Consider the following 14,271-nt stretch of genomic DNA (forward strand, 5'->3'; position numbering starts at 1 on the left):
TTTACCATTTTTCATTAATTAGTGTCAATAAAAATTTATTTTATCTAAATAAATTTCTTGAAATAGGCATCGGTAATATATCTTTTCATCATTCTATGGGTATTAAAATAGGATGCTATATTCCCTATGGAATTCTTCATTATCTGTATCCATTGGTCTGGATTTTTGTAATACATAGGTATTATAATGTACTCCAACTTGTTATATAAATCATCTATCTCTTCTTGAATGTGATTCTCAATACTTCTCTCTTCACTTGGAGATGGTCCTATTGACCATCCTGTTACCCCTTCTATGTGCCCCTCTATCCACCATCCATCAAGTACACTGAAGTTTATCACTCCATTGTGAGCTGCTTTCATTCCACTTGTCCCAGACGCCTCTAAGGGTCTTTGAGGGGTATTTAACCATACATCTACACCAGCTACTATCTTCTTAGCCATATCTAAATTGTAATCCTGCAAGTATACTATCTTTATTTCGTCTTTTAATTCTTTCATGTATCCATATATCTCTTTTATTAATCTCTTCCCCTCCTCATCCTTTGGATGAGCTTTCCCTGCATATACTATCTGTATCGGTCCTTTTCTCTTTACCTTCTTTAATCTATTTATGTCAGTAAATAATAAGTGTGGTCTTTTATAGGCTGTAGCTCTCCTTGCAAACCCTAATGTAAGTACATTCTCCTCAAACTTTACACCTGTCTGATCGTATATGTATGAGATTAAATCCCTCTTCGCCTGCATGTGCGCTTCCCATATCTTTTCATTTGGTATTACCTCTACCCTCGCTAATAACTCTGGCTCAGTTGCCCAACCTGGTATGTATTCGTCGTATAGCTTCCTAAATCCTGCTGAGGTCCATGTGAATGAGTGAACTCCGTTCGTTATGGCATGTATCACCCTACCTGGGAACATTTGGGAGGATACTTCTTGATGCCTCTTCGCTACCCCATTTACATATCCTGATAGGTTTAGGGCAAGTAGTGTCATATTTAATTCTTTCTCTCCTCCAAACTTTTGTAAAAGCTCAAAGGAGATATAGTCGCCTAATATTTTTTTGACTAATTCGTATGGAAATCTGTCATGCCCTGCCTCTACTGGTGTGTGAGTAGTGAATACACAAAGATCTTTTACCACCTCTACTCTCTCTTCCAAAGGTCTTCCGTTTGTCTTATTCAGTAGCTCCAATGTGAGTAGGGCTGAATGCCCTTCATTTATGTGATATTTTCTTATAGTTAATCCTAATGCCTCTAAAACTCTTACCCCTCCTATTCCTAATACTATCTCTTGTTTTAGTCTGTAACTTGCATCTCCCCCATATAGATAGTCGGTTATTGTCCTGTCTTCTAAACTATTTTCTTGTAGGTTCGTATCTAAAAAGATAACTGGAACAATTGAGCCTGTATACGACTTCCAATAATATACCCATGGTTTGATATATACATCTCTTCCTTCTATCTTCACTGATACCTGAATGGGCAAGGAAGTTAAATATTGCTCTGGATTCCATTCATATGGTAGTTCCTTTTGAGTGCCATCTTCCTCTATAATTTGTTTAAAGTATCCCTTCCTGCTTATCAATGTGACTGCTACAAAGGGTATATTTAGGTCCGCTGCAGTCCTTACTGTGTCTCCTGCAAGCACTCCTAATCCCCCACTGTATGTGGGTATCTCTGATATTAATGCTATCTCCATTGAAAAATATGCTATTACTTGTTCCTTCTTTAAAATCTCCCAAATATCCATATAAACCTCCTATGCACTAAAATATAAAAACTCCTTTAATAATATAGCAACTTTTTCCAAAATGCAAATTTGTATAATAAGCATGAGAAAAACAAATTACTTACTTCTCTTAATATTAACACATGTTAGTATCATTTGAAATTTTATAGCTATTATGATAAACTTATTATTTGATGTGATCAACGGCGACCAACATTCATTTTCCCAAGAAGATAGTGAATGTTGGTCTTTTTTATAACGGGTGGAAAGGAGAGAGGGAAAATGGTGAAGGAGGAGATAGAATATTTTATAGTACCAAAAGAAGTTGAGGAAATTCTGCATTCTTGTAAAAGTATCTTTATACCTGAAAAAAGGGAAGAGTTTTTTGATCTCGCTACTGGTTGGAAAGACAACCTTTATTATGAGGTTAAATATTTTGTTCCAGGTAAAGGAGAAGTAGTTGAAGCAACGGTTACCCGTTGTAAGAACGGTATAGTAGTAAACTATCCAGATGTTTATATGAGAAGAAGAGACCCTGATAGCATGGTTATAGGAGATGAGGGAGATACTGATAAGCCAACCTTTAAAGAGAGATTTGGGGAAGATTTTGATGTATTACGCCAGAAAACCTTTGACTGGTTAAAAGAACAGGACTTAATAGTAATGCCTTTTATGGCAGGAGGGGAAGATTTAGGCTATGAAGCACTCTTGATATCCCCATTAAATGCAGCATTTTTTGCTGGTGGACTTGCTGATATCCAAGGTTTTATACCAAGAAGTAAGCTAAGGCCAGGTTTTAAACCAATAGCTATAATTTACCTTGCACCCCCCTTTAGACATACCCATTTTGATGGTAAACAGATTGTTGTTCATAATAGAATAAACGGTCTCCATGAGATTTTCTCTTATAATTTATATCCAGGACCCAGTGCTAAAAAGGGTGTATATGGTTTTCTCATTACCATAGGAGAGATCGAAGGTTGGGTCAGTGCCCATGCTTCTACAGTAAAGATAATTACTCCTTACGATAATGTTCTTGTCATAATGCATGAAGGAGCAAGTGGTGGTGGAAAAAGTGAAATGACCCAACAAATGCACAGAGAAAAAGACAATAGAGTCCTATTAGGAACAAATATTGTTACAGGAGAAAAATATTATATTGAGATACAGGAATCTTGTGAAATCCACCCAGTAACAGATGATATTGCCCTTTGCCATCCTAAATTACAAACGGGAAGAGGTAAAATGGTAGTAAAGGATGCAGAACAAGGATGGTTCGTAAGATTGGATAATATAACACAATATGGAACAGACCCACAGTTAGAGAGGCTCTGTATTCATCCACCGGAGCCTTTGATCTTTCTAAATTTAGAGGCACATCCAGGCGCAACTGCATTGATATGGGAACACATCATGGACGAGCCTGGAAAACCATGTCCAAATCCAAGGGTCATCATTCCTCGTAGATTCATATCAAACATTGTAAACGAGCCTGTAGAAGTAGATGTAAGAAGCTTTGGATTAAGAACTCCGCCATGTACAAAAGAGAAACCTTCTTATGGAATAGTTGGGCTATTCCATGTTCTTCCTCCTGCCTTAGCTTGGCTATGGAGGCTTGTAAGTCCACGAGGTTATGCAAATCCCAGCATAACTGATACTGACGCTATGAGTAGTGAAGGGGTAGGCTCATACTGGCCCTTTGCTACAGGGAAAATGGTAAAACAAGCAAATTTACTACTTGAGCAAATATTAGAATATAGAAATACCCAATACATACTTGTTCCCAATCAACATATAGGTGCTTATAAGGTTGGATTCATGCCTCAATGGATAGTTAGGGAATATTTGGCAAAAAGAGGAAGTGCAAGACTTAGACCAGAACAGTTAAAGCCTGCTCGTTGTGCTCTTCTTGGCTTTGCCCTGGAAGTTGTAAAGGTTGAAGGACATTACATTCCAAAAGCCTTTTTACAAGTTGATCAACAACCTGAAGTAGGGATAGAAGCATATGACAAAGGGGCAGAGATACTAAAGAACTTCTTTAAAAACGAGCTTAAAAAATTCATCTCTTTGGATCTTGATCCTCTTGGTAAGCAAATAATCGAGTGTTGTTTAGATGATGGTACATTAGAAGATTACATAAATTTGATACCACCAAGAAGATGAGAGAAGAAATAAAGGTTATAGAAAAAATTGTTAAAGAAGCTGGAAAGATTCTTCTTAATTATTTCTACGAAGAAAAAGAGGTGAGATTCAAAAGTACATCTAATCCAGTAACAAAAATAGATAAACTATCGGAGGAAAAATTAATTGAAGGGTTAGAGAAATACTTTCCAGGATACACAATTTTAACAGAAGAATCAGGATTCATCGATAAAGGTTCTGATTATAAGTGGATTATAGATCCTTTAGATGGGACAATAAATTATATTCATAATTTCCCCTTTTTCTCTATAAGCATTGCCTTAATAAAGAAGGATGAAATAATTTTAGGTGTAGTATATGATCCTTTAAGAGATGAATTCTTTTCTGCTTATAGGAAAGAAGGAGCCCATCTAAATTTTGAAAAAATTTATGTGTCTTCAGTAGACAAAATAAGTAATGCTTTACTTGCTTTTGGACTTCCATATCACCTCACCTTAGATGACGAAAATTTTCAGCCATTTATAGATTTTTCAAAAAGATGCCAAAGTATAAGAAGAGCAGGATCTTCTGCCTTAGAACTTGCATATATAGCCTCTGGAAGGTTGGATGGATATTGGTGTAAAGAGCTAAATTTATGGGATATTGCAGGCGGAATAATTCTTGTAGAGGAAGCAGGGGGAAAAGTTACTGACTATCAAGGAAAGAAAATAATTCAGGAAAAGACAAGTATCATAGCAACAAATGGTTTAATACATGAGGAAGTTAGGAATATAATAAATAGGGTGCGCCTGTAGCTCAATGGACAGAGCATCAGCCTCCGGAGCTGAGGATAGAGGTTCAAATCCTCTCAGGCGCACCAAACCTTACAAAGATTAATAGACAGTAAATTTCACTCTTACAACAAACTTTTCATTGGGGCTTAGATAAACATTATACAAATGAATAAGAGAGCTTCCTTGGTATACCCTTTCAAAACCTTCCTCTGAAAGAGAAACCGTCTCCACTGGATATCTATACCAAAGGGTCTTTCTATCTAAACTACAGTCCAAATTTAATATGGGAGTCTTTATTTGCCAAAAATCTATTTCCTTTTCTCCTACCGTCCTCAACAAATACTTTTCTCCATCCACTTGGAAGTAGTAATCCTCATGTTCTCCTGCTAAAAAGTTTAATACTATCTCCCATGCAAATACAAATTCTCTACTCTGAGAAGCATTATTTTCTAAAGAATAAAATACTTCCAAGTCCTTTTTATTGTTATCAACTATAAAGCTCTTAACTAATTTTATTCCATCCTTTTCTCCACTAAAAGTTAAAACTGCATAATCTTTATTTTTATCAATATTCCATGTAAAAGGTACATCCAGGGATGTAAATAAAGGCTTCTCCTTCCCATGCCAAAAAGAAATAATAGAAGGTACAGTATCGAAAAAGTATTCTTTGAAGGAAATTCTCCTATGACTATCGTAAAAGAGTAGATTTTCTAAACCTTCTTCCTTCACTGCCCAACGCTCATGAATCGTCTTTCCTTTACCCTCTTCATCTTTTATATGGAATAACTTATCATGATATGCTTCTTTCCTTCTTGTAAGTGTATCGGTCAAATTAAAAGAGGCAGGTTTGTAATCCCACTCTAAAACCCCTCCCCCTAAATTAGGAGCAAAATACAAATTAAAATATTTTGATTCCAAAATTATCTCTTCCCTTCCATCACAATCAAAATCAATATTTTTAATAGAAATCTCATCAGAATCTATAAAACTTTCCGCTTTAATAATATGGGAGTAAATGGCAGATCTTAGATGAGGAAGATAAAGCCCACCAAAGATTCCATGCCAATAAGCATCATTAGCTTGAGCCATCAAAATTTCTTCTATTGCCAATTCTCTTTTCTCATTATCTTCTATATTCTTAATCTTATTTCTTACATATAACATCCTTTTATGCATGTGATTTGATTCATCATACTTTGATAAAAAGTTCCTGAAAAATCCTCCCCTGATAAAGGGAGAATACTTATCCCACTTGCCTTGCTCTTTAACCTCATTTGTTAGTTCTTCCAATACTTTTTGAGCTTCTGGGAATAAAACCCATTCCATCATCTCCCTGTAAGAGGCGGTAGGAAGATAAATCCTTCCAAGAGGGGGAAACTTATTTATATAATCTCCATAATGGACAAGACCTATTTCTTTTGAATTTTCCTTCAAAGCCTGCCAAAAATTATCCAGCCATCGATCCTCATAGACTGTTTTATATGTATCGGGCCAAAGCCCAAATTTCTCCCCATCATCAAAATAAATAGCCAATTTATCTTCACTTGTAGAGGTAGCGTTTTTTATATAATTTATAATCTCATCGGGATAGTGAAAGGGTATAAGATATCTGAGCTTCATATTAATGGGGAAAACTTTTAATGTGTATCCTTGCTCCTCCATTATATAATAACCAAACAAATTCTCAGGGAACAAACCTGTGGATAGAAAATGGGCATCATCCAATACTATATATTCTATTTCTGCCATAGACAAATATTTAACTAAATGAGGCTCCCATACCCTTTCCGCCATCCAAAGACCTCTCGGTTTTTGACCAAACTTATTCCAAATATATTTATTCATTTTATTTATTTGGAGAATCTTATCCTCATTGGGAATAATTGACAAAATGGGCTCATAAAAACCTCCAGATAAGAACTCAATCTGTCCCCTATTTGCAAGAGTTTTTAAAGAGGAAATATATTCTGGATGGTTCTTTTCAAGCCAAAGGAACAAATAACCTGAAAAATGCATACTGAAAATAAAATCGGGATTGTTAATAAAAAAGTCAATTAAGGGTTTATAACATAAGTTATAAGCTCGTTCCATTACAAAATCAAAATTTCCTACAGGTTGATGATTATGTAGTCCAATGGCAAAATAAGCCTTTTTACTCATTGATAACTTACTACCTCCTTCTAAAAATCCTGTAATCTATATAAGGGAATAAAGAATCTTTTTCCTCTAAACTTTTCAATATAGAAAATTCTTCGACTTTAGGCTCTTTAATTTTTAAAAGCCCTAAAAGCTTATTAAAATGATCAAGATGTTGATAGAATCTATTATATCCATAATCTCTTGCTTGTCCAGTAGTTATTAGAAAAGGCCAGTCACTACTTTCTAAGAGAAGTTTCTCTCTTGCCATCTGCTTTAAAACTTTCTCCTCCCATAAAGAATTTGCATCTATCATGGCTATTTCTTCCATTTTCTCCTCTACCTCATATATTTTTTCCCACAATCCTTCCGTATCTTTATTTAACCAAACCTCGTGCTTTCCTCCTCTACCCCAAGAAGATTCTGGTATATTTATCTTCTCCTTAGGAGAGTATAATTCTAAATATTTGCTTGGAGAAATACTTTTTACAATTTTGCTCTCGTTTATAAGCTCAAATACCTTCTCCAAGAAAATGATCCCTTCAAACCACCAATGCCCAAAAAGTTCCGTATCATACATTGCAGTTATTATACCTTCATTTTCCTTTCCTTCTTCCTCCAATAAACCAACAAAATGTTTTGCATGTTCTAAGGCTCTATTTCTTGCCACCTCGGGCTCGTAAAGCTCCTTTTTACCTAAATCTATACTCTTTGATACAATTCTCCAATACTGTATGCCTGACTTTTCTGCCTTCTTATGGAACTCTCTATAGACCCCATCCCCAGGATATCCCCATTCTGCAGACCAAACTTGCATACTTGTTCTTTCATGCCTACCAAACACTACCACATTACTATCTGCTACATAATATGGTTTTAGTATGGATCTTCCAATATCAACCTTCTTAAAGTCAGGATAGCTCAGTGCTTCTCCCCCTAAAATAGAGTGTGTATCTACGAAGAAATATTTCAAACCTAATTCCTCAAGGAACTTCTCTAATCCAGGTTTGTATGCACACTCTGGTAACCAAATACCTTTAGGTTCTGTCTTAAAATGTCTTTTGTAAGCTTCCTTTCCAGTAAAAATCTGTGCATAAATTGATGAAGGTCTTCTTAATAGTGGCAGATAAGCATGGGTGGCAGAACTTGTAATTATCTCTAAGTTGCCCTCTCTTTGTAAGTCTCCCCAAAATTTTAATAAATTCCTGGAGAATTTTTCCCTAAAGTTTTTTAATATGTTTTTATAAAATTCTATGTAGAATCTTGATAAATCCGCTTCTTTTCTTCCCTCTTTCTTAAAATTTTCATAATCTTCTTCTGCTAATAATATCCTCTCCTCAATATACTTTTCTGTTTCATATATCATGTAAGGATCATATAATTGCTCTGCAAGTACAGGCGTAACCCCCAATGTAATATGAAAATCAACTCCTTTGTTTTTAAGGTTATAAAATACCATTGAGAGAGGAATATAAGTCTCTAACATTGCTTCAAAAAACCATTCTTCTCCAAAGGGCCATCTTCCAGCTTTCTTAACATATGGCAGATGAGAGTGAAGAACTAAATTAAAATACATGTTTACCATTGGATTCCCTCCAAAAGAAATTTTTGATATATAAACAGAAGAAGGGGGCTTTTCTTCCCCCTTCTTCTAATTTGATTTTTCCTTAATCTTCTCATTCAATTTTAGATTATAGCCATCTGAGTTACTGGATCAAAGAGATGCATCTTTCTTAAATCAAACATTACTCTTACTCTTTCTCCCATCCTTGCTTTTGTTTCGGAGCCCACTCTTGCCACTACACTCACAGGTCCCTCTACAAGATAAAGGTAAACTTCTGTTCCCATTGGCTCCAAAACTTCTATTCTCATTTCTGCAACGTCCTCTAATATAATATCCTCAGTCTTTATAAGATTAACATCATAAATATGCTCGGGTCTAACCCCAAGAATTACTTTCTTTCCTAAATAACTCTTGGCTTTATCTGCCACAAAACTTTGCATATCTTGTGGAATTCCAAGCTTTATACTTCCTAAATTCAGGAATTTTGCATTGCTATCCAATTCTGCATCTATAAAATTCATAGGAGGACTACCAATAAAACCTGCTACAAATACATTGTTGGGCTTCTCATATACTGTTAGAGGATCGTCTACCTGTTGTACAACTCCATCCTTCATCACCACAATTCTATCTCCCATGGTCATTGCTTCGGTTTGGTCGTGGGTTACGTATATTGTGGTAACTCCAAGGCTTCTTTGTAATTTTTTCAATTCTGCCCTCATTTGCACTCTCAATTTTGCGTCTAAGTTAGAAAGAGGCTCATCCATTAAGAAGACTTTTGGCTCTCTTACAATAGCACGACCAAGAGCTACTCTTTGTCTCTGACCACCAGAGAGCTCTTTTGGCTTTCTCTTAAGAAGGTTTTCGATTCCTAACATCTCTGCTGCAGCTTTAACTCTTCTATCAATCTCGTCTTTTGGGAACTTTCTAAGCTTTAAGCCAAAAGCCATATTGTCGTAAACTGTCATATGGGGATAGAGAGCGTAATTTTGGAATACCATTGCAATATCGCGATCCTTTGGGGGGACATCATTGACCAATCTTCCGCCAATATAAATTTTACCTTCAGTAACCTCTTCTAAGCCTGCAATCATTCTAAGAGTTGTGGTCTTCCCACAACCAGATGGACCAACAAGAACAATAAACTCTTTATCTTGGATATCAAGATTTACATTATTGACTGCAACTACATCTCCAAACTTTTTAGTTACACCTTCAAGTTTTACATCCGCCATCTTTCAGACCTCCTTATTTTATCTGGACTTTTATAATAAAACAGAAAAGTAGTATAATGCGAGACACCAATTAGTTGGAACTTATCACCTCCAAGCATAGGTATATTGAAGCATGGGGTAAATGCGAGTATTCCGGAAATGGTGCGCCCGAAGGGACTCGAACCCCCGACACGCGGTTTAGGAAACCGCTGCTCTGTCCTACTGAGCTACGGGCGCTTAAGAAGTGAAAAACCTTTTTAAGATCTATGTGAATTATTTTTAGTTTCAAATTCTGTAATTATTACCCAAAATTTAATTTTCTTATTTATGGTGCGGACGGGTGGAATCGAACCACCGACGCAGGGATTTTCAGTCCCTCGCTCTACCGACTGAGCTACGTCCGCATCCTTTAAAAAAATTATAACAAATGAAAACTCTTATATCAAGTATTTTAATCTTTTTTTACTGGAATAATTAATTTTTGACCTACATAAAGCTTATTTGGGTCCTTCAAATTATTAATTCTTGCCAATTCTCTCCAATTAATAGAAAATTTTTGACCGATTCCTATAATTGTATCTCCAACTTTTACTTCATATACAATTTGTGTGTAAGTTTCAGATTCACTCTTTTGTTTTACTGTCTCCGTTTGTGTAATTTCCTGTTTCGGCTTTTCAGGAGGCGGACTAATTTCTGTTTTCTTTTCAGGAACTATACTTTCTTCTCTCTTCACAACTACATTAGGAACCTTTTCAATAGAAAAAAGCTGTGTTGCAAGGAAAAAAACAATTAAGAAACTAAAAATATAAATTATAAGTTCCCTAAAAAATCTTTTCATAAATTTTCTCTCCCAGATGTTTGATTAAAGGAATTATGGAGACAATTAAAATTAATATGAAATCATTAATACTAAGAGAACTAAGGTTAAAAAATTTTTTCCCAGCCTCAGTATAGAGGATTAACACTTGTAAGGCGAAGGAAAAAACAAAGGCGGAAACCAAATACATATTACTAAAAAGTCCTTTAATTGACTTTGCTCTCCTTATAGATAAAGCTAAAGCCTGGAACAATTGAGAAAAAACTAATGTGGAAAAGGCAACTGTTCTTGCAAAATTGATATCACCTGTCCTTAATCCCCAATAGAAGATAAGTAAAGAGCCAAATCCCATGATTAATCCATCAATTATAATTCTTCTCCATAGTCTTCCTGTAAGAATTCCCTCATTTATAGGACGAGGTTTTCTTTTCATTAAATCTTCTTCTGCAGGCTCCATTCCCAACGCTAATGCAGGGAAACCATCAGTAATAAGGTTTATCCATAAGAGTTCCAAAGGGGTTAGAGGTAAAGGAAATCTCAATAAGACACTTACCGCCACAACAAAAACCTCACTAATATTACAAGAAAATAAATAGTAAGTTACTTTCCTAATGTTGTCAAAGATCCTTCTACCTTCCTCAACTGCCTTTACGATTGTAGCAAAACTATCATCAAGCAAAACTAAATCTGATGCTTCTCTTGCTACCTCGGTTCCTCTATTTCCCATGCTTACTCCTATATCCGCAGTCTTTAAAGCTGGAGCATCATTTACCCCATCTCCAGTCATTGCCACAATTTCTCCTTTTTCCTTCAATCTTTTAACAATTTCCATTTTATGTTCAGGAAGTACTCGAGAAAATAATGCTACGTTATCCCAATCAATCCTATCAAATATATTCTTTTCTTTTAAATCCTCCCCTTGATATGCCTTCCTATTCTCTATATCTATACCTAAATCTTTAGCTATCTTCCTTGCAGTCCATAGATAATCTCCCGTAACGATTATAGGCTTAATTCCAGCTTGAGAACAAAGTTCAATTGCTTCTTTTACTTCTTCCCTTAATGGATCTAAGAAGGCAATAAACCCTAAGAATATTAAATCTTCTTCAATATTATTAACATCCAAAGTATCAAGAATCCTTTTTGCTACTGCTAAAACCCTAAGTCCATCTTTTGCTAAATTTATTTGAATCTCTGTCAATTTTTTTCGCAAATCTTCATCAATTGGCATTATTTCATTTCTTATTTTAATATACTTGCTCTTTTCTAATATACCCTCAGGAGCTCCTTTTAAAGCTACAATATACTTACTATCTTTGTTATCCTTATAAATTATGCATACTCTTTTTCTTTTAGAATCAAAGGGAATCTCCTGAATTCTTTCTTTACCATCTAAAGCTTGAGATAATATACCTAAGGACTCCGCAGTTCTATAAATTGCAATATCCAAAGGATCCCCTAAATATTCCTTCTCTTTCCTTCTTACACTACTACTAAGCACACTGATTTCTAAAATATCAAAGATATCATTAATGCTCTCTGAAAATTCCTTTTTATTATAGGATTTATCAATAGTACTTATCTTGACAAGCTCCATTTTATTTTCTGTCAAAGTACCTGTTTTATCAGTACATATAACAGTAGTAGCCCCAAGAGCCTCTACAGCAGAGAGCCTTCTAACTACAGCTTTTCTTCTTGCCATCTCCTGAACTCCTATGGCAAGAAGTATGGTAATAACAGTTGGTAATCCTTCTGGGATAGCAGCAACTGCCAAACTTACAGAGGTCATAAACATTTCAAGCAAATTTCTTCCTTGTACAATACCAATTATTAAAAGTATAAAAACTAAGGATAATATTAAAAGAGATATCTGTTTTCCCAACCTTTCCAGTTCTCGCTGAAGAGGAGTAGGTTCCTCTTTCATTTCTGATAAAAGCTTAGCTATCCTTCCAAGAGCTGTGTTTTCACCAGTCCCAACAACAATTCCTAATCCTTTTCCCGCTATTATATAAGTTCCTTTAAAGCCCATATTGTACTGTTCTCCTAAATCTAAATCTTCACTTCCCACAAAACTTGCATCTTTTCTCACTGCAATAGATTCTCCTGTAAGAATAGATTCATCTATTTGGATGTTATTTGTCTCTATAAATCTTATATCTGCAGGGATTTTCTCCCCTTCCTCCAAAATCACTATATCTCCTGGTACTAAATCTTCCAACAAGACTTCCTCTATCTTTCCCTCTCTAATTACTTTCACACTTGGATTAGTAAGAGCTTTAATGCTTGATAAGGTTTTTTCAGCCTTAAATTCTTGTATCGAACCTAATAAAGCATTGATTATAACTATGACAAAAATGGCTATAGCATCTTTAACTTCGCCTAATAGAAGAGAAATAAAAGTTGCAACAAGAAGAATTATTGTAAGGAATTCTTTAAACTGACTTAGAAAAACCTTTAAAAAAGTAGCAGGAGGCTTCTCAGGAAGAGTATTCTTCCCATATAAACTTTGTCTTCTTGCAACTTCTTCTTTGGAAAGTCCCTTTTCAATATCAGTATTTAACTCTTCTGCCACTTCCTCAATGGAAAGAGTATGCCAACTTTTCATATGAGTTCTATAACCCCCAATTTTTCTAAAGCATCGAGCAATTCAAATCGCATTTCCCTTTCTATTCTCCACCTTTCTCCAGCCTTCGTTTTTATAACTACTAAAACCTCATATTTTCCGCCACCGTATCCTGTAATACCTAAAACCTTTGGATCCTCGAGAATTTTATCATCTCTTTCTCTTAATTTTTGAGAAATTTCTTTAACTAATTCTAATCCTTTCTTTGGAGGAAGTTTTGCTGGTATTATCAACTTTATAACTGCATTATTATAATCCGCCCCATAGTTTCTAATGGTGTTTATTTGCCCATTAGGTATCACATATAAAGTTCCATCAAAAGATCTCAACTTAGTAGACCTTATACTTATATCCTCAACGGTCCCCTCTATCCCACCAATCTCTACAAAATCTCCAACATTAATAGCTCTTTCTAAGAGTAAGAAGAAGCCAGATACAAAATCTTTTATAAGATTTTGAGCCCCAAAGGCTACAGCAAAACTTGCAATCCCCAAGCTTGCTAAAATAGTCTTTGCATCAAGACCAAAAAAGTTAAGAATGATGAAAATAACAGAAATTATAAAAGAATATCTTAATAAGTTCTGTAAGAGTCTATAGAAGGTGAGAATGCTTCTTCTATGACTTTCTGGAAGATCTTTACTCAGTGCTAATTTTAAAGACCTATTTATTAAATAGTTAAGAAATTTAAATAATAAATAGGCAATAAAAATATAAAGTAATGAATACATAAACTTTGTAAACAAGCCATCAAAACTATGAATCCATGAAAAAATATTTACGCCACTCTTCATTTTCCTCTAACTCCAAATATTTCATTAATCTAAAATAGGGAATATACTTTGGAGGCTTAGGCTCCCTCAAAAGCTTCATTTTTGCCTCCTCCAAGGTTTTATCTCCTTTTTTCTTATTACATTCCTTACAAGCACAAACTAAATTCTCCCAAACCGATTTTCCGCCTAATCTTTTTGGTATAACATGATCAATAGTCATTTCCCCACCTTTTTTCCCACAATACTGACATGTATAATTATCCCTTATAAATATTCCCTTTCTTGATAGTTTCAATTCTAATCTTGGTCTTCTCACAAAATAAAGGAGCCTAATCACAGAAGGAATCACAAAATAAGTAGACGGAGAAACAATAATTCCACTATTTTGCTCCACAACCTCCGCTTTTTTCTGTATAATAAGGGATATAGCCCTCTTCACAGTACATACATCCAAGGGCTCATAATTGCTATTTAAAACCAAGACTTTGCTCTCTAAGGTCTTCAT

Annotated in this window: 10 protein-coding genes and 3 tRNA genes; 3 read left to right on the plus strand and 10 right to left on the minus strand. The window is 35.0% G+C overall.

What is annotated here, in order from left to right; all coding sequences use genetic code 11:
- Window positions 1-44: 44 nt before the first annotated feature.
- Entirely contained in the window at window positions 45-1,748 is a 1,704-nt protein-coding gene (locus CBR30_07605) for an alpha-glucan phosphorylase (GenBank protein PMQ01119.1), read from the minus strand.
- 261 nt (window positions 1,749-2,009) lie between these two features.
- On the opposite strand from CBR30_07605, the gene CBR30_07610 reads away from it, so the two are divergent.
- The 3 genes from CBR30_07610 (at window position 2,010) to CBR30_07620 (ending at window position 4,728) form a co-directional block, all read left to right on the plus strand.
- On the plus strand, window positions 2,010-3,890 hold the full coding sequence (locus CBR30_07610) for a DUF4914 domain-containing protein (protein PMQ01140.1): 1,881 nt from the start codon (window positions 2,010-2,012) through the stop codon (window positions 3,888-3,890).
- Window positions 3,887-4,663, plus strand: coding sequence for an inositol monophosphatase (locus CBR30_07615; protein ID PMQ01120.1), 777 nt, complete (start codon window positions 3,887-3,889; stop codon window positions 4,661-4,663). The genes CBR30_07610 and CBR30_07615 overlap by 4 nt, the downstream gene beginning before the upstream one ends.
- Window positions 4,654-4,728 (plus strand) — tRNA-Arg (locus CBR30_07620). The genes CBR30_07615 and CBR30_07620 overlap by 10 nt, the downstream gene beginning before the upstream one ends.
- 13 nt (window positions 4,729-4,741) lie before the next feature.
- Here the strand turns inward: CBR30_07620 and CBR30_07625 are convergent.
- From CBR30_07625 to CBR30_07665, 9 genes are all read right to left on the minus strand, one after another.
- Window positions 4,742-6,802, minus strand: coding sequence for a 4-alpha-glucanotransferase (locus CBR30_07625; protein PMQ01121.1), 2,061 nt, complete (start codon window positions 6,800-6,802; stop codon window positions 4,742-4,744).
- 10 nt (window positions 6,803-6,812) lie between these two features.
- A complete protein-coding gene (locus CBR30_07630) occupies window positions 6,813-8,363 on the minus strand; it encodes a glycoside hydrolase family 57 (GenBank protein PMQ01122.1) in 1,551 nt (516 codons plus the stop codon).
- Window positions 8,364-8,464: 101 nt separating this feature from the next.
- The gene (locus CBR30_07635) at window positions 8,465-9,577 is read right to left on the minus strand and encodes a glycerol-3-phosphate ABC transporter ATP-binding protein (protein PMQ01123.1); all 1,113 of its coding nucleotides are present in this window, start codon (window positions 9,575-9,577) and stop codon (window positions 8,465-8,467) included.
- Between the two features lie 139 nt (window positions 9,578-9,716).
- A tRNA-Arg gene (locus tag CBR30_07640) sits at window positions 9,717-9,793 on the minus strand.
- Between the two features lie 91 nt (window positions 9,794-9,884).
- Window positions 9,885-9,960 (minus strand) — tRNA-Phe (locus tag CBR30_07645).
- A 47-nt stretch (window positions 9,961-10,007) separates the two neighbouring features.
- Window positions 10,008-10,394, minus strand: coding sequence for a peptidoglycan-binding protein LysM (locus CBR30_07650; protein ID PMQ01124.1), 387 nt, complete (start codon window positions 10,392-10,394; stop codon window positions 10,008-10,010).
- Window positions 10,378-12,978 carry a calcium-translocating P-type ATPase, PMCA-type gene (locus CBR30_07655; protein PMQ01125.1) on the minus strand — a complete coding sequence of 867 codons (2,601 nt, stop codon included), beginning with the start codon at window positions 12,976-12,978 and terminating at the stop codon, window positions 10,378-10,380. Before CBR30_07655 ends, CBR30_07650 begins: the two co-directional genes overlap by 17 nt.
- On the minus strand, window positions 12,975-13,787 hold the full coding sequence (locus tag CBR30_07660; protein ID PMQ01126.1) for a hypothetical protein: 813 nt from the start codon (window positions 13,785-13,787) through the stop codon (window positions 12,975-12,977). Before CBR30_07660 ends, CBR30_07655 begins: the two co-directional genes overlap by 4 nt.
- On the minus strand, window positions 13,750-14,271 hold the full coding sequence (locus CBR30_07665) for an HNH endonuclease (GenBank protein ID PMQ01127.1): 522 nt from the start codon (window positions 14,269-14,271) through the stop codon (window positions 13,750-13,752). Before CBR30_07665 ends, CBR30_07660 begins: the two co-directional genes overlap by 38 nt.

It is taken from the genome of Dictyoglomus sp. NZ13-RE01 (genome assembly GCA_002878375.1).
In the GTDB taxonomy this organism is placed as follows: Bacteria; Dictyoglomota; Dictyoglomia; order Dictyoglomales; family Dictyoglomaceae; genus NZ13-RE01.

Excerpts from the sequence above, each read along its gene's own strand:
- CBR30_07605 (PMQ01119.1), bottom strand. The coding sequence starts at position 1,748 with ATGGATATTTGGGAGATTTTAAAGAAGGAACAAGTAATAGCATATTTT.
- CBR30_07610 (PMQ01140.1), top strand. The coding sequence starts at position 2,010 with ATGGTGAAGGAGGAGATAGAATATTTTATAGTACCAAAAGAAGTTGAG.
- CBR30_07615 (PMQ01120.1), top strand. The coding sequence starts at position 3,887 with ATGAGAGAAGAAATAAAGGTTATAGAAAAAATTGTTAAAGAAGCTGGA.
- CBR30_07625 (PMQ01121.1), bottom strand. The coding sequence starts at position 6,802 with ATGAGTAAAAAGGCTTATTTTGCCATTGGACTACATAATCATCAACCT.
- CBR30_07630 (PMQ01122.1), bottom strand. The coding sequence starts at position 8,363 with ATGGTAAACATGTATTTTAATTTAGTTCTTCACTCTCATCTGCCATAT.
- CBR30_07635 (PMQ01123.1), bottom strand. The coding sequence starts at position 9,577 with ATGGCGGATGTAAAACTTGAAGGTGTAACTAAAAAGTTTGGAGATGTA.
- CBR30_07650 (PMQ01124.1), bottom strand. The coding sequence starts at position 10,394 with ATGAAAAGATTTTTTAGGGAACTTATAATTTATATTTTTAGTTTCTTA.
- CBR30_07655 (PMQ01125.1), bottom strand. The coding sequence starts at position 12,978 with ATGAAAAGTTGGCATACTCTTTCCATTGAGGAAGTGGCAGAAGAGTTA.
- CBR30_07660 (PMQ01126.1), bottom strand. The coding sequence starts at position 13,787 with ATGAAGAGTGGCGTAAATATTTTTTCATGGATTCATAGTTTTGATGGC.
- CBR30_07665 (PMQ01127.1), bottom strand. The coding sequence starts at position 14,271 with ATGAAGACCTTAGAGAGCAAAGTCTTGGTTTTAAATAGCAATTATGAG.